Raw genomic sequence first — 15,733 nt, 5'->3', positions numbered from 1 at the left:
AAATCTATGTTTAAAAGTGTTATGGAACACATTTAAATCTGCCAGAATGTCTAAATTTTGGTTATATCAAAGGATAATTCTATTTTTGGGCAAAGAAAAAAGATATGAATTTTCCAGCAGAATTAAAATACACTAAAGAGCACGAATGGATTCGTGTAGAAGGTGAAGAAGCCGTTATCGGTATCACTGAATTTGCGCAACGCGAGCTAGGAGATATTGTTTTTGTTGACATCAATACGGTAGGTGAAGAAATTGCAGAAAACGAAGTTTTCGGCACTGTAGAGGCTGTGAAGACGGTATCGGATCTTTTTATGCCTGTTACTTCTACCATTTTGGCCGTCAATGAAGCTATTGATGCTTCTCCGGAATTAGTCAATACAGATCCTTATGGAGACGGCTGGATAATTCGCGTGAAATTGGCTAACATCGCTGATGTTGATGCGTTGCTATCTGCAGATCAATATAAAGCTGAAGTTAACGCGTAACCTTCAACTGCAACAAAAAATACGGCCGCTGAAAAACAAGATGTAAGCGTTATTGTGAGAAGCGGAACAAACGACGAAGCAATCTGCGTTTTTATCATCGTAGATTGCTTCGTCATACTTACTCAAAAGATCGGTCTTTAGTCGGCAAGCACAGGTCTGTAGCCCCTCTTTATTAGAATCAACCTATTATTGTACCGTTAAGGTCACGTCGCTAATAACCTTTGCGCCCTGCACCTCTATCGCTGTTTTGATCTGTCCATTTTTGGTGAAAAGGGTTTTCTTATCCAACGTGTACGTACCGCTTACCGTACCGACTTCTTGGGCAGATTGATCTAATAGTTTTCCAACAACGTCAATAACATACCCCTCTGCACTTTCTTCCTTAAACGTCGATGTTGTTTCTGTTTTTGCAATCAAAGGGTTATTCGCCATATCGGCACTGTTTTGCCACGTGGCCCCCGGTGCTACAGGCCCATCAGGCAGCGGTGTAGAGATATTGGAAAAGGCCGTTTTGTCCATGCCTTCGCCCAAACCTTCTGGAAGAACCACATCTACCGGTTTTCCCTTAGGCGTCAAAACCAGGGTAATGGTTTTGTCGATAATCTTTGCAAACTGCGAGCCTAGCATCTGCGACATTTCATCTTCACTTTCCTCTTCCGAATTGTACGACATGGTCATCATTCCTGCATCCACATCCACCTTAATTGCTTTCGTCACAGACTCGATCTTAAAGTTATCTCCCTGCTTTTCCGTTGGTGTCATGATCATTTTCATATTCATATCCATGATCATGCTTTGTGGGCCGTCTACGTCGGTTTTGACCAGCATATCTATGTTTAGCGGTTTTCCAATTTCTGGATTTAATTTAAGATCAACCGCCTTTTGTGCAAAAGAGATAAATCCCATGCAAAGGGCTATACCCGTAATGAAGTATTTTTTCATAGTAATATTTTAACAAAAGTGAATATACTAAAAAAAGAGAGAATTTACTGTCTTTGCGCGTAAGCTAAGGGCAAAAGGATGGTTTTGATGAGACAGTACAATTCGGCCACCCATAAAAAAAGGGACTCCCAGCGGAATCCCTTTATATATGCTCTGTAGGAGAAAATTACTTTTTCAGGTAAGACACTTCTTTGACCGCTTTCACAACTTTCGCTACACTTGGCAAGGTGGCTTCAACCAATGTTGGCGCATAACCCAGAGGAACATCAGCCGATGTAACGCGGATAACAGGTGCATCCAAGTAGTCAAAAGCGTCTTTCTGCACGCGGAAAGCCACTTCTGAAGAGATAGATGCTAGTGGCCATGCTTCCTCCACAACAACAAGTCTGTTTGTTTTCTTCACCGACTCGATAATGGCAGGGAAATCGATAGGACGTACCGAACGTAAATCGATTAATTCAACATCGATACCCTCTTTTGTAAGTTCTTCAATTGCTGGAAGCACCACCCGAGGAATCATTTTCCCGAAAGAAACGATAGTCACATCTTTTCCTTCTTTGATAACATTCGCTTTTCCGATTGGCAAGTAGTATTCTTCCTCTGGAACGGCTCCTTTATCACCATACATCACCTCAGACTCCATAAAAATTACAGGATCTGGATCGATGATCGATGATTTTAATAGACCTTTAGCATCGTAAGGGTTAGACGGAACAACTACTTTTAAACCTGGCGTGTTTGCAAACCAATTTTCAAAGTTTTGTGAGTGTTGAGCAGCCAATTGACCCGCGTTACCGGTTGGTCCGCGGAAAACGATAGGACAAGCAAATTGACCGCCGCTCATTTGACGGATTTTAGCAGCAGCATTGATAATTTGGTCAATAGCTACTAAAGAGAAATTGAATGTCATGAACTCGATGATTGGACGTAGACCGTTCATAGCTGCGCCAACACCAATACCAGCAAAGCCAAGCTCCGCAATAGGTGTATCGATTACGCGCTTTGCACCGAACTCGTCTAACATACCCTGGCTTACTTTATAAGCTCCATTGTATTCAGCGACTTCCTCGCCCATCAAGAATATTTTATCATCTTTACGCATTTCTTCGTTCATCGCCTCACGAAGTGCTTCTCTGAATTGTATTTCTCTCATCAGTTGTAAAATTGTGTCTTTTTTGAATATCGCAAAACTACTACATTTAATTGATATTTCGTAATCGATTTGCTGCAAAAAAGCCCCTAAAATGTCATTATTTAGGAATGAATTTGAGCACGATAGATGCTTTATTTATAGCAAACAGATGAGAAGTTCGTGCAGAAACGTATTTATATTTTTTACCGCTAGCCCAATCTGCCAGCCGTCCCTATTTCGCGGCTCCAAATAATTCGAGACAGCGCGAAATTGAAGTGCCGGAATCTGCTCGCGCTCCGCCACAAAGAATAAAGCGGCTCCTTCCATAGATTCCATAATGGTCCCGCGGTAGTTGGATAATAGCTTGGCGATACTATCTTCCGCGCCATGCACCTTATTAACGGTTATTCCATGGGCTTGAGGAACCGGCGGCAGAGGCCGTGCTAATTCCGGCATATATTCCGTAAAGTGATGTTGACCAAAACCCAATTTGGCGATAGAAATAAAGTTTTCACGATCTTCCGCGCCGAACTCAAAAATTTCATCGCTTGCAATGCGATAAACAGAGCCCAACGCAACATTTTGGTTTAGAATCCCGCCGATCCCCACTTGAATAATCAAGTCTGGCCTCCTGTTCTGAAGCGCTTTTGTAAGCGCGTAGGTCGTTGATACCATCCCTACCCCGGTGATGAGATAAGGTATTTCTTTTTCCTCGAGGTATGCTATGGATGGATTGATTTCTTCTTGTGTGGCGGCAACGACCAGTAGTTTCATGAGCATTCGTGCTTAAACAGGTGAAGTTACTAAAATATAGTTTTTATGCATTATATTTGTTTACATGATCCACATCACACGACGCGAAAGATTTTGCGCTGCACATAAGTTGTATCGGGAAGACTGGTCTCCAGAAAAGAATGAGGCCGTGTTTGGCAAATGCTCCAATCCAAATTGGCATGGCCATAACTATGAATTATTCGTGACCGTTAAAGGGGAAGTCGATCCGGAAACGGGCTTCGTCATTGATCTGAAAAAGATGAAACAACTGATTTTGCAGCACGTGATCGATAAGTTGGATCATAAAAACATTAATCTCGATGTGGATTTCATGGCGGGTAAGCGAGCCTCTACCGAAATGATCGCCATTTCGATATTTGATGTGCTGAAGCCCTATTTTGAAGAGGAAAGTGTAATTTTGCACGCAGTTAAGCTATACGAGACGGAAAATAATTTTGTAGAATACTTCGGCTAGACCCCTTCAGGGTATTGTGTTCCGATGTATCTCCTGCGGAGTGTGCGGTATGACCTCGCTTCGCCATACTAATTTACTATATTACGTTACAGACAATGAGTGATCTAACATCTTTTGAAGACGAAGAACAGGATGGTTATATTAAAATAGACCGATATAACGAAAAGCGCGTGGAGAAAATAGCAGCGCATTATCCCGCTATTTTAGAGTCGCTGGGCGAGAATCCGGCGCGGGAAGGCTTGGTAAAAACGCCAGAGCGTGTTGCTAAAGCCCTTCAGTTTCTTACTCATGGTTATGACATTGACGCAGCAAAAGTTTTGCGCAGTGCCATGTTCGAAGAAGATTATAGCCAGATGGTTGTGGTAAAGGATATTGAGGTATATTCCATGTGCGAACACCATATGTTACCCTTTTTTGGCAAGGCCCATATTGCGTATATCCCAAATGGGCATATCGTCGGCTTAAGCAAAATACCGCGTGTGGTAGATGCTTTTGCGCGCCGGTTACAAGTGCAGGAACGACTCACGAATGAGATTCGCGATTGTATCCAGGAAACGTTGAAACCAGCAGGCGTTGCGGTCGTGATGGAATGCAAACATATGTGTATGGCCATGCGTGGCGTACAAAAGCAAAACTCGGTAACAACAACATCTGCTTTTACCGGTGCATTTCAGAACGATGTTACACGCTCGGAATTCCTACGATTAATAACAGCATCTTTAGATTGATAAAAATTGATGAAAAAAGGCGCTTCCACGATAATGGGAGCGCCTTTTTTCTTGCGCACGTCAGCGGCATAGGATTATAAAATGTGTTAAAGTATTTTGGTATATCAATGTACTTATTACTTTTGTGTTTATGCTTGGACAAGAAGAGGCATTAGTAGCCTACTTAGAAAACACATGTGATGCAGAAAATGGTTTACTAAAGCAGATAAATCGGGAGACCTATTTGAAAGAGACGATGCCGCACATGCTGTCGGGTCATTATCAAGGTCGTGTGCTCGCCATGTTGTCCAAGCTCGTCAAGCCAAAACGTATACTGGAAATCGGAACGTTTACAGGTTACGCAACCTTGTGTTTGGCAGAAGGTCTTGATAGTGAAGGCCTCATCTATACGGTCGATATTAATGAAGAACAACAGGAGCGCGTCCAAAATTATTTTGACTCCTCTCCGTTTGCAGAAAAAATTAAGTATTGTATAGGTGATGCAACAGATGTCATCGCTCGATTAGACGAGAAATTTGATCTTGTTTTCATCGATGCGGATAAAAGGAACAACCTTTTTTATTTTGAAACGTTAATTCCTCATGTTCCACGTGGAGGATTGATTTTGATTGATAATGTGCTCTGGAAAGGCAAAGTTTTAGCAGACCAGCCAGATAGCCAAACAAAGAAGGTACTAGAATTAAATGAGTTTTTAGCAAAAGATACACGAATAGAAAAGTTGATTTTGCCAATACGAGATGGGCTTTTTGTGTTACGCAAAAAGTAATTGTTGAACTAAATGTATATGTATGCAAAAGACAGGTATTAGTAAGTACGTCGTCGTACTACTGATGTTTGTGTTTACTGTCACCAAGACAAACGCACAAAAATTTTCACCAAGCAGCTATATTGCAGAGCACAAGAGTATTGCACAGCAATTAATGAATGAAACGGGGGTGCCAGCTTCCGTCATCTTAGCGGTAGCGATCCACGAAAGCGCTTACGGAAACAGCAAAATCGCACAACACCTGAACAATCATTTTGGCATAAAAGGAAAAAATAGTAGCAGGAAAATTCGCTCCGCTTATAAGGGCTATCGATCCGTCCGCGAGTCTTACCTCGATTTTATCGGTTTTTTAAAACGCAGAAAATCAACCAGTGATCTGTTTGATGATCATGGCCAGGAAGATTACCAAAGTTGGGTAAGAGGTATCGGCCGATCAGGTTATTCCACGACTTCAACCTGGTCTTCTAAAGTGCTCGCAACCATTAATCGCTACAACCTGGATGAATTTGACCAAGTCGAAAGAAAGAAAGCTGTTTTAGCAGAGGTTAAGCAAGCGAAAGCATCAGATTTATTACTAAGTTCCATGGAGAAAAATGAGTTGCCCACCTCTTTTACATCCACCCAGACGCATGTTGTTGGTACTGGAGAAACGCTATCTTCGGTAGCGAAACGCTATGATACCTCTATTGAAGTATTAAAAAAGCGGAACAATTTACAGTCCTCAAAACTTTCTATAGGTCAACGTTTATTTCTATAAACCCAACAGCGTAAGGCTCCATATCGAATGGCTATACTACCTCAAGCAATATCGCTAAGATGAACATCAGGCATTTCTTCTTCCTTCTGCTGGCGGCGTCGATCGGTTTCACGTCTTGTGCTTCGAAAAGATCACGTGTTTTGCAACACCCATCTGGTCCATCCAAACCTAAGCCCGGAACGGTTGGCACTAAGAAGCCTGGAGCAATCTCCTCATCAGGGTCAGACTACATTGCGCGCTATAAAGATATTGCCATCGCAGAAATGAATCAATTCGGTATTCCTGCCAGTATCAAATTAGCGCAGGCCTTATTGGAATCAGGAAACGGGAACAGTTATCTGGCTAAAGAAGCAAACAACCATTTTGGAATAAAATGCGGCGGCGTTTGGACGGGGAGATCCGTCAATAGACCCGACGACCAGTGGAACGATTGTTTTCGTGTTTACGACAATCCAGAGCAGTCTTTTAAAGACCACAGCCAATTTTTGTTGCGTAAGCGCTACGAGAAACTATTTACGTTAGACAAAGATGATTACCGCGGTTGGGCTAAAGGGCTAAAGGCCGCAGGCTATGCCACTAATCCACGTTATCCCGATTTGTTGATTGATCTTATCGAACGCTATGAACTCTACCAGTACGATCGCGCCGAGCGGTCTTACGTAGCCAAAGAGCAGCGGGAAGAGAAAGTAGAGGAAATTATTGAGGTCAAGGCCATAGTCGAACCAGAGGCCAAGACGGAAGAGATTAAGCCCGCAGTAGCTATGATTATCCATGAGGTCAAGGCGGCAGATACCTTATACAGCATCAGCAAACGCTATAACATTAGTGTGGAGCAGCTTAAAGAATGGAATAACATAGATTCTGAAAGTTTGGCGTTAGGCCAGCTGCTGGTCATTATGAGGTAAACGATAAAAGTTGTTAAAATTTCAAAACCTAATACACTTTCCTGTAGTTTTATAGGCGTGAAAGATCTGAAGCACATATTTTTCACTTTTCTAATTACTTTTATTTCTTTTTCCAATTATGCCCAAACAAAGCACGTCCAAGGCATTGTTTTTGACAAGGAAACGAATCAACGTATAGGAAGGGTGTTTATAAAAAACGATAGAACAAAAGAGAATACCTTCAACAATGTGAGGGGGGAATTCGATTTGTATGTATCCTCGGGCGATAAGATTGTGACCGAGAAAGAAGGATTTTTTGCAGACACCATCCATTATACCGGACAGAAAGTGCTTATGGTATATTTAAAGCGATCCTCCATTTATATTCCGGAGGTAAGCGTTGTGGCTAGAAGGTCGCCAGAGGAGGTGCTTAAGCAGCGGCAGGAAGATTTTAGCAAAGCGTATAAGCTAGCTGATCCCGGCTCCATCTTCAGCGTAGGGCCTACCGGCGCAGGAGTGAGTATTGGGGCAATTTACAGCATGTTCAGCCGCGAGGCAAAAAATGCGCGAAGGCTGACCCGGATTATCCGACAAGAATATGAAGACAACGTGATAGATTCTAAATTTACACCTGATTTGGTCTCCAATCTTACTGGACTTTCCGGTCGGAAATTAAGTAACTTTATGAGCAATTTTAGGCCAAGTTACTACTTTGTCACGGTGGCTACGCCTTACGAACTTTCCTCTTATATACGAAGCAAGTATGAAATATTTAAATTAAATCCTAACTTGCGCTTTTTACCGACTTTGCCTGACATTAATTTAGAAGTTAATAATTGAGAAGATGATGTTTAACAGAATCAAATTACCGCTCGTTGTTTTTGCGCTTTTAGGTGTTCAATGGAGCTTCGCTCAAGTTGATTTAAAAGATCTCCGTGCAAAACCAGATACCAACTTTGTTGAACAATCTAAATCTCCTGTAGATAGAATAAATCAAGTTATTATTCCAATTCCGAAGCTGGGCCTAGAAGTAGACTACTGGAAACATTGGACGAAATTTGGGTTAAATTTAAACCAAGCGTCTTTCAGTAGCAATTGGGTCGGCGGTGGTGTCAACTCGATGGCGATCTTAGGAACAGCCTGGCACAAATCAGAATACAATAAAAATAACCTGCAATTTACGACAGAAGTTGATCTGCGATATGGTAAAATTCACAATGAAGGTCAATTAGCAAAAAAAAATAATGACCGGATCTTTTGGGATAATAAACTGGCGTACAAGCTTTCTCGAAGCTGGGCTCTGTATTTTTCCCTTACTTTCGAGTCGCAGTTTGATGTGGGTTATAGTTACATAACAGAAGAGGGTATCGAGCGACGGAGGGATTTTATATCGAACTTTATGGCGCCCGGTTATTTCACCGAATCTTTCGGTTTGGAATATAAACCGGATAACACTTTTTCCGTACGTTTAGGTACGGGTACGGCAAGACAGACTCTGGTTTTGGATGATCGTGTAAAATCTTTGACCGTGGAGGAATATGCAAGACGCTATCCGGATAATCCACCCATAAGCAGAGATCAGAATAACTATGGCTTGGCGCCAGGAGAGTCTTTTCGGAATGACCTCGCCTTTCAGATTACGGCAAACTTGGACAGAAATCTTTCGAAAAACCTAAACATCAAAGCCAGGTATAATTTATTTGCTGACTATAAGGAATTGGACGATCCTGATCATCGCTTAGACGCTGTACTTACCGCAAAAGTGTCAAACTTAGTAAACGTTTCGTTGACCGGAATTATGGTTTACAACTCTGCCGAGGTGGCGCGTGTTCAATATAGCCAAGCGCTGGCATTAGGGTTAACATACAGTCTACCGAGATAACAGGAAGTAAATTTGAGAAAAGCGTCTTCATTATACCTTTTATTGCTATTAACGATTGCCTGTGGTACGCCTAAGCGGAAAGTCTTGCAAGCAACAGCAACTCCTATCTTACGTTCGGATACGGTCAAGATTAATACGGATGCCGTGGCCCTTGCCCTGCCGGAAATAGGAGAGCAAGCCGTAACCGAAGCGCAAGCTGTGGCGATTGCGCCGCTACTGTCTACCGAGGATCGGGTGCAGCTTTTAATGCGCCAAGGGATCAATAAGAATGCAGACTGGACAGAGGCCATTCATTATGATGTCCGTAAGCCAAACTTCGTCATTATTCATCATACCGCGCAGCATAGCTTAAGCCAAACCGTCCGTACATTTCAGCTCGAACATACCAAAGTTTCCGCACACTATATTGTGGGAAAGGATGGCCGAGTGGTGCAAATGCTGAATGATTATTTGCGCTCGTGGCATGCGGGTCGATCCAAGTGGGGCAGTATTACGGATATGAACTCCGTATCATTAGGTATAGAGTTAGATAACAATGGGCGAGAACCGTTTCCTGAAGCACAGGTACAGTCGCTTATGGTTCTTTTGGATACATTGAAGACTAAATATCAGATACCATTCACCAATTTCATTGGCCATGCAGATATTGCGCCAACACGAAAAGACGACCCCAGTATGTTTTTCCCTTGGAAGCGACTAGCGGAACGGGGTTTTGGCGTTTGGTACGACGAGTCCAACCTCATTCCGGCTCCTTCAACTTTTAATCATGTGGATGCCTTGCGCATTATTGGTTACGATGTCTCTAATTTACGCGCCGCAATTATTGCATTTAAAAGGAAGTTTATTGTAACGGACGTTAGCGAGGTATTGACAGATTACGATAGACGGGTATTATATAATTTATATCGCCGGTACTTTTGATTTGAAGATCGGTTGCAGCAATAATCCGAAAAGTACAACACAAGCACAACCGACTAAGTTTAGCCAAAGGTAAGCCATAACATCAGCCTTCCAAATAGCAAAAACGACAAGTTCAGATAGCACAGCCGCCCAGAATACTGCTTTTCCTCCAATGCTTTTTACGTAGAACGCAACAATGAATATACCCAGAATGGATCCGTAAAACAAAGATCCCAATATATTGACCGCTTCCAGCAGATTTCCCAATTGACCGGCAAATAGTGCCACGATTAAGCTAATTACACCCCAGAACAACGTAAATATCCGAGAAGCATTCAAGTAGCCTTTATCCGACCCGTTTTTATTAATAAAACGTTTGTAGATATCAATCACCGTGGTGGAAGAGAGCGAGTTTATTGCACTGGCGGTGGCACCCATAGATGCTAAAAAAATAATTGCAATCAATAGACCTATGAGTCCTTTCGGGAATATCGAGGTCACGAAAGAAAGGAAAATATAATTGTTGTCGTTGAGGTCTGCCTTGGGGTCGTTCTTTTTGAGGAGCTCTTCCATCTGCGTGCGTAGCAGCTTATCGTGCTCGTTGTAATCTTTCAGCTGCGTTCCGGCAGCATCTACTTGCCTACTGTTTTCCGTACGCAGTCCCCTTGTCAGTTCTTCGACAGCACTCTTTTTTTGCGCGCTCAATGCTTCATGCGCCAAAATAATTTTTTCGTAATCTTGCCTGTATTCGCTCTTTTGAATCTTTTCCACCTCGACCTTATTAAAGAAGAGCGGCGCCGTATGAAATTGATAGTACGTAAAGACAAGAACCCCGATAAGTAAAATACAGAACTGCATGGGTATCTTTAGCAGGCCGTTCATTAGCAATCCCATCCGCGAATCGCGAACGGATGACCCGGTGAGGTACCTTCCAACTTGACTCTGATCGGTTCCAAAGTAGGAAAGTTGCAAGAAAAAGCCGCCGATAAGCCCGGTCCATACCGTATATTGATTGTTGAGATCCAAACTCCAATCGATGGCGTTCGTCTTTCCGGATTTCCCGGCAATATGGATGGCATCTGCGAATCCGACCTCATTTGGCAAATAACCAACCACCATGATGCCTGCCGCCAGCAGCGATACAAAGATAATGCCCATTTGCAATAGCTGCGTGTAGGATACCGCCTTTGTGCCGCCCCAAACGGTATAGACGATGACTACCGACCCGATGATTAAGGTGGTATACGTCACGTCGAGATTGAGAATCGTCGATAGAATAATGGAAGGAGCAAAAATAGTAATACCGGTAGAGATACCTCGTTGTATCAGAAAAAGCGCTGCGGTCAGCATTCGGGTGTTCACGTCAAATCGGTTTTCCAGAAACTCATAGGCGGTGTATACTTTCATCTTATGGAAGATCGGTACAAATGTCACGCACAGGATAATCATGGCCAACGGAAGGCCAAAATAGAATTGCACGAAACTCATTCCAGAAGAGTATGCTAAACCGGGCGCAGATAAGAAGGTAATTGCACTCGCTTGCGTGGCCATGACGGACAGGCCCACATTATACCAAGGAAGCTGACGGTCGCCAACCAGAAAACCATCAATGTTCTTGATTCCCCGACTCCGGTACATGCCGTAGGCGACAATGAGGAGCAGGGTGACAAAAAGTACTACCCAATCAATAGCACTCATGAAAAATATACGGTGAACCAGGACATGAAAAGAATACAGGCGACCAACCATATACCAACCAGTATATAGAATTGTCGCCAGCTCTTAACTAAAGGAGGTAAACCCTTATCTGTCACTTGGTTTATGAGGAAGTAATACGCTAACAAAAAAGATAGCGAAAATTAAACCAATGACAATACCCGATATAAAACCTAAGAATGTACCACTTACCACAATAGAAATTAAGGCACCAAATACAGTTCCAACTAATATAATTATTCCTTTAACATCTAGTGTGTCGTTCTTTTCTACTTGATTTTCCATGATGTATGTTATTCTAATTTTCTTTTGCTAACAAATTTACAAATAATCTGGTAGCTCCGGCAACCCCAGCAGGCAATTGTCTGAAAAAAGATAAGCCCGTATACACAAATTTGCCGTTTCCTACCTTACAAATGAGTAGCGAGCCTTCGTGTTGCGGTTCATTTTTATCAGCCATGCGCAGCGGCGTACGGTAAGCGGCATCGATATTTTCAGCGAAGTAAAGGCCTCGCTCCTGCACCCAACCCTCAAAATCCTGTTTCGTAATTTTATTCGGATAGTTCAAAGCCGGGTCTGATGCATCCGTGAATGTGACCTTGGCATCTTCTTCAGTGACGCGCGCGCGAGACAAGGTGAATGGCTTTGCTGCAAAATTCTCCACTTGCAGACGGCTATTCACGTTGTATTGCATCAGCACCACGCCACCATTATTCGCGTAAGCATATAATGCGGGAAGCGCTTTTTCAATTGATGCATTGACGTTTAATAACCTTACGCCCCCGATGATGGCATCATACTGTGCTAAAGACGCCGCGTTTATTTTCTCCGCATGTAAGATGTCAACCTGTATGCCGAGATTACGCAAGGCCTCCGGCACCAAATCTCCCGCACCCATCAAATATCCAACACGAGCTACGGTTTTTTCGATCGTAATGGGCTTTATTTTAACGGCTACCGTCGGAAACCACGCTTGCCGCGGGATATGGTCATAAGCAATCTCCCGAATACCTTCGAGCAGTTTTCCATCCGCAAAGAAATCCAATGTGCCTTCCCCGGCAGCCGATGAATTTTTGACCCGAATTGTTTGAGTAAGCGTATTCGAAGCTTCCGTAAAGCGGATATCAAACTGCTGCGGAAATACCTCCCATCCCGCCGGGATTCCTTTTATCTCAATAGAAGATCCCTGTAGAGCAGCATCATGACGTTGGAAGGTCATATCCAACGTACGCTCCTCTCCTTTTGGAATGAGCAATACGGGCTGCTCGGCACTGCCACTCAGCTTAGGGACTACTTCCAGATAATCGTTTACTTCGCCCCGCACGGGATCGACGAACCGGTATTGAATGGGCTGTATACAGGTAATCGGAACGTCGCTGATACGAAGTTTGATCACAGCGGCAGGCAAGTCGACATTCATGGGGTAGCCCACATCCTCTGGCCTCACATCAAATTTTCCCAAGCTATGTGGCCTTTCCAACCAATAAGGCTGCGTACTTTCCAAGTTGGGCGTAGCCCTGTCTAACGTAACGTACGCATTGGCGGGAAGTTGCTTATTGAGCGTTTCGCCATTTATGGAAACGATTTGCGCAGAGACATTTGGGTTTCGGGCTATGATTTCCGCTTTGAAGGGAATGGAAGAACCACGCGTAGCGCGCGGCATGGCTGTTACGGCTTCCAGTTTAATTCCAGCGCAGGCTAACAGTAGGTTTTCGACTTCTGTGATTTTTCGTGTCTTCCAGTAGCCATCTGGCAGCCCTTGCAGTGATTGCCATATCGTCGCTAATTGGGGTATTGATCGTTGCGGTTGCTTATCATCAAAACCCTGCAACAGGATGTCGATTTCTTTCTTGACCGCCGCGCCCCCTTCCACACGATTCCAGGTAAGATCAACGTTATCAAACAAATCTTTTTTAGCCCTTTCGCCGGCTACATATTCGAACGTTTCGAAAAATTTACCATTCGACGAGGCGGAGCCGAAGCCTTGACTTTTGTGCTGAGACCGACTTAAGGCAGAAATTTCGCCGTGGGATTTGCCTAGTAATGGATTGAACTCGCCAATATCAATTTTAAGTTGGTCTTTATTTTCTCCCTGCATGCGCATAAAACTGGCGGTATTCCACAATAAGCGCTTTGCCTTCCACACCGAAACATCGCTCAGCTGTTCTGGAAACATTGCTGGATCGGCGGCTGCCAAGAACGCTTCGTGCGCCAGGATTGCCGAAGCTTGGTGATGACCGTGCCCGCCGCGCTCATCAGGGGGGAAACGCGTAATAATGATATCGGGCTGCAATTTCCGAATAAGCCAAACCGCCTCACGAAGAACCTCATCCTTCTTCCAAAACTGGAAAGTTTCGTCGTACGTTTTTGAGAAGCCAAAATCATAGGCTGATGAAAAATATTGTTCGCCCCCATCTATTTTTCTGGCTTGCAAAAGCTCCTGTGTACGAATAAGCCCCAATTCGATGCCTTGCTCGGTACCGATGAGATTCTGACCGCCATCGCCTCGCGTTAACGACAAATACGATGTTCTAACCTGCCGTTCGGAAGCCAAATAGGAGATCAACTTGGTGTTCTCATCATCGGGGTGTGCTGCGAAATAAAGCACAGAGCCCAAGACATTAAGGCGCTCCATGTTTAGCCTGATTTCTGATGAAGAGCGCGGTGTCGGTGCCTGTGCAAAGGAAAATTGAATATAAAGGGTAGCGATAAGTATGCCTATGTAATGTCTGCTCATAGTTGTTAAAAATAAAGAATATTTCGCGCTTACGCAGCGCCGAAGTAAATAAATTTGAATGGCCGAATCCCGATCGATTGCAGCACCTAAAACCGGAAGCAAATTACCAAAAATTTAATAGCGTAAAGGGCGCTAGCAGCACCCCAAAGAGCCACACATTTTAGCAGCATGTAATCGCGACAAGTAACAGGATAAGGCTCAGGACCTTTCTATACAACTTTCGCAGCGACAGCCGTGCTACACATTTCTATATTTTATGTATACTTGTAGCGTAGCAAATGAGTATTATCTATTCCATAGATCTATTGGGCACCATGGTGTTTGCGATATCCGGCGCCATGGCGGCAAACCGGAAGCATATCGATATTTTCGGTGCTGCTTTTACCGGATTTGTCACCGCTATTGGCGGCGGGTCGCTGCGGGATGTGTTTTTGAACCTCAGACCGGTTTGGGTAGATGATGGGAACTACCTTATTGCGATTTTAACCGGAGTTACCATTTCTATTTTAGCCAATAAATATTTGGATAGACTAGCCCGGACGCTGAGTTTTTTTGATGCCATCGGCATCGGTTTCTTTTGTATTGTTGGGGTTCAGAAGTCGCTCTCCAACGAAGCCTCGGCCATTGCCGCGATTATCTTAGGAATGTTCTCTGCCGTGATGGGTGGCGTGATACGCGATACCTTGATGAACGAGACACCATTGATATTCCGAAAGGAAATCTATGCCACAGCCTGCCTTTCCGGGGCCATACTGTACATTGTGTTGGGATTATTCGAGGTAGACTCTACCGTTAATGCGTTTTTGTCTGCCGCAATCATTTTCTTCATCCGGCTTGTCGCGGTGAAGTTTAAACTTTCGCTTCCCGTCATCGGTGGGTAAAAGCGAAAAAGAGACGCTTGTGGCTATCTCTTTTTCTTTATTTGCGGAAATCTCATTTTGTAACCCACGCGCACCATACCTTTCGAAATCGAGTCCAATTTGCTTTTCAACATGGCCTTTTTCAACGGGCCTAATTTGTCAATAAACAGTTTCCCTTCGATATGGTCATACTCGTGCTGTACAATTCGCGCCGCTAGTCCTGACAACTGAACTTCCTGTTCATCAAAATTCTCATCCAGGTAGTTGATAAGCACATCAGACGGTCTAACCACTTCTTCGCTGATATCAGGGATACTTAAACAGCCCTCGCTAAAGGCCCATTTCTCGCCAGTCTCCTCAATAATGATTGGATTAATCAAGACTTTCTTGAAATCTTTTAAAGATGGATCGCCTTTCTCGTCGCCATCATCCTCGGCGAACGGAGAAGCGTCAATAACAAACAACCGGATAGGCAGACCAACTTGGGGGGCTGCTAAGCCAACACCACGCGCGGCATACATCGTTTCAAACATATCGGCAATGGTCTCCTTCAGGTTGGGATAGTCTTCATCTATTTCTTCTGCCTTTTTCCTCAACACCGGGTCGCCATACGCTACTATAGGTAATTTCATACGTTTTATTTTCCATGCAAAGGTATCAATAATAATTTATACACATTTAGATTCTGCTAACTT

General features: G+C 43.7%; 17 protein-coding genes. 10 read left to right on the top strand and 7 right to left on the bottom strand.

Annotated elements, in window-relative coordinates; all coding sequences use genetic code 11:
* Positions 1 to 104 precede the first annotated feature (104 nt).
* Positions 105 to 485 carry a glycine cleavage system protein GcvH gene (gene gcvH, locus B0I21_RS07480; protein ID WP_133639843.1) on the top strand — a complete coding sequence of 127 codons (381 nt, stop codon included), beginning with the start codon at positions 105 to 107 and terminating at the stop codon, positions 483 to 485.
* Positions 486 to 671: 186 nt separating this feature from the next.
* Here the strand turns inward: gcvH and B0I21_RS07475 are convergent, their stop codons facing one another.
* The 3 genes from B0I21_RS07475 to mqnB all read right to left on the bottom strand — a co-directional run bounded on the left by B0I21_RS07475 (position 672) and on the right by mqnB (position 3,333).
* Positions 672 to 1,427 (bottom strand): DUF6263 family protein, encoded by a 756-nt coding sequence (locus tag B0I21_RS07475; protein WP_133639842.1) that lies wholly within the window; start codon positions 1,425 to 1,427, stop codon positions 672 to 674.
* Positions 1,428 to 1,593: 166 nt separating this feature from the next.
* The gene (locus B0I21_RS07470) at positions 1,594 to 2,580 is read right to left on the bottom strand and encodes a pyruvate dehydrogenase complex E1 component subunit beta (protein ID WP_133639841.1); all 987 of its coding nucleotides are present in this window, start codon (positions 2,578 to 2,580) and stop codon (positions 1,594 to 1,596) included.
* A 135-nt stretch (positions 2,581 to 2,715) separates the two neighbouring features.
* Complete coding sequence (gene mqnB, locus B0I21_RS07465) at positions 2,716 to 3,333, bottom strand: futalosine hydrolase (protein ID WP_166637803.1); 618 nt, start codon at positions 3,331 to 3,333, stop codon at positions 2,716 to 2,718.
* A gap of 64 nt (positions 3,334 to 3,397) precedes the next feature.
* On the opposite strand from mqnB, the gene B0I21_RS07460 reads away from it, so the two are divergent.
* From B0I21_RS07460 to B0I21_RS07425, 8 genes are all read left to right on the top strand, one after another.
* A complete protein-coding gene (locus B0I21_RS07460; RefSeq protein ID WP_133639839.1) occupies positions 3,398 to 3,808 on the top strand; it encodes a 6-pyruvoyl trahydropterin synthase family protein in 411 nt (136 codons plus the stop codon).
* A gap of 95 nt (positions 3,809 to 3,903) precedes the next feature.
* A complete protein-coding gene (gene folE / locus B0I21_RS07455; protein ID WP_133639838.1) occupies positions 3,904 to 4,536 on the top strand; it encodes a GTP cyclohydrolase I FolE in 633 nt (210 codons plus the stop codon).
* Positions 4,537 to 4,666: 130 nt separating this feature from the next.
* Positions 4,667 to 5,302: an O-methyltransferase gene (locus B0I21_RS07450; protein ID WP_133639837.1), complete on the top strand. Its 636-nt coding sequence runs from the start codon at positions 4,667 to 4,669 to the stop codon at positions 5,300 to 5,302.
* 22 nt (positions 5,303 to 5,324) lie between these two features.
* Complete coding sequence (locus tag B0I21_RS07445) at positions 5,325 to 6,059, top strand: glucosaminidase domain and LysM peptidoglycan-binding domain-containing protein (RefSeq protein WP_133639836.1); 735 nt, start codon at positions 5,325 to 5,327, stop codon at positions 6,057 to 6,059.
* 59 nt (positions 6,060 to 6,118) lie between these two features.
* A complete protein-coding gene (locus tag B0I21_RS07440) occupies positions 6,119 to 6,964 on the top strand; it encodes a glucosaminidase domain-containing protein (RefSeq protein WP_133639835.1) in 846 nt (281 codons plus the stop codon).
* A 183-nt stretch (positions 6,965 to 7,147) separates the two neighbouring features.
* Positions 7,148 to 7,783 carry a hypothetical protein gene (locus B0I21_RS07435; protein WP_243835976.1) on the top strand — a complete coding sequence of 212 codons (636 nt, stop codon included), beginning with the start codon at positions 7,148 to 7,150 and terminating at the stop codon, positions 7,781 to 7,783.
* Between the two features lie 4 nt (positions 7,784 to 7,787).
* Positions 7,788 to 8,825 carry a DUF3078 domain-containing protein gene (locus B0I21_RS07430; RefSeq protein WP_243835975.1) on the top strand — a complete coding sequence of 346 codons (1,038 nt, stop codon included), beginning with the start codon at positions 7,788 to 7,790 and terminating at the stop codon, positions 8,823 to 8,825.
* A 12-nt stretch (positions 8,826 to 8,837) separates the two neighbouring features.
* Positions 8,838 to 9,746: an N-acetylmuramoyl-L-alanine amidase gene (locus B0I21_RS07425; protein WP_243835974.1), complete on the top strand. Its 909-nt coding sequence runs from the start codon at positions 8,838 to 8,840 to the stop codon at positions 9,744 to 9,746.
* On the opposite strand, the gene B0I21_RS07420 is transcribed toward B0I21_RS07425, so the two are convergent.
* The 3 genes from B0I21_RS07420 to B0I21_RS07410 form a co-directional block, all read right to left on the bottom strand.
* Complete coding sequence (locus B0I21_RS07420; protein ID WP_133639833.1) at positions 9,726 to 11,423, bottom strand: sodium:solute symporter; 1,698 nt, start codon at positions 11,421 to 11,423, stop codon at positions 9,726 to 9,728. The genes B0I21_RS07425 and B0I21_RS07420 overlap by 21 nt on opposite strands.
* A gap of 105 nt (positions 11,424 to 11,528) precedes the next feature.
* A complete protein-coding gene (locus B0I21_RS07415; protein WP_133639832.1) occupies positions 11,529 to 11,726 on the bottom strand; it encodes a hypothetical protein in 198 nt (65 codons plus the stop codon).
* 13 nt (positions 11,727 to 11,739) lie between these two features.
* On the bottom strand, positions 11,740 to 14,178 hold the full coding sequence (locus B0I21_RS07410) for a PIG-L family deacetylase (RefSeq protein WP_133639831.1): 2,439 nt from the start codon (positions 14,176 to 14,178) through the stop codon (positions 11,740 to 11,742).
* A 278-nt stretch (positions 14,179 to 14,456) separates the two neighbouring features.
* Here B0I21_RS07410 and B0I21_RS07405 point away from each other — a divergent pair, with 278 nt between their 5' ends.
* Positions 14,457 to 15,059, top strand: coding sequence for a trimeric intracellular cation channel family protein (locus tag B0I21_RS07405; protein ID WP_133639830.1), 603 nt, complete (start codon positions 14,457 to 14,459; stop codon positions 15,057 to 15,059).
* A 23-nt stretch (positions 15,060 to 15,082) separates the two neighbouring features.
* Here B0I21_RS07405 and def read toward each other — a convergent pair whose 3' ends face one another.
* Positions 15,083 to 15,670 (bottom strand): peptide deformylase, encoded by a 588-nt coding sequence (gene def, locus B0I21_RS07400; protein WP_133639829.1) that lies wholly within the window; start codon positions 15,668 to 15,670, stop codon positions 15,083 to 15,085.
* Positions 15,671 to 15,733: the final 63 nt, after the last annotated feature.

Source organism: Sphingobacterium paludis (assembly GCF_004364125.1).
Classification (GTDB): domain Bacteria; phylum Bacteroidota; class Bacteroidia; order Sphingobacteriales; family Sphingobacteriaceae; genus Sphingobacterium; species Sphingobacterium paludis.
This window is presented reverse-complemented; position numbering and strand designations above follow the sequence as displayed.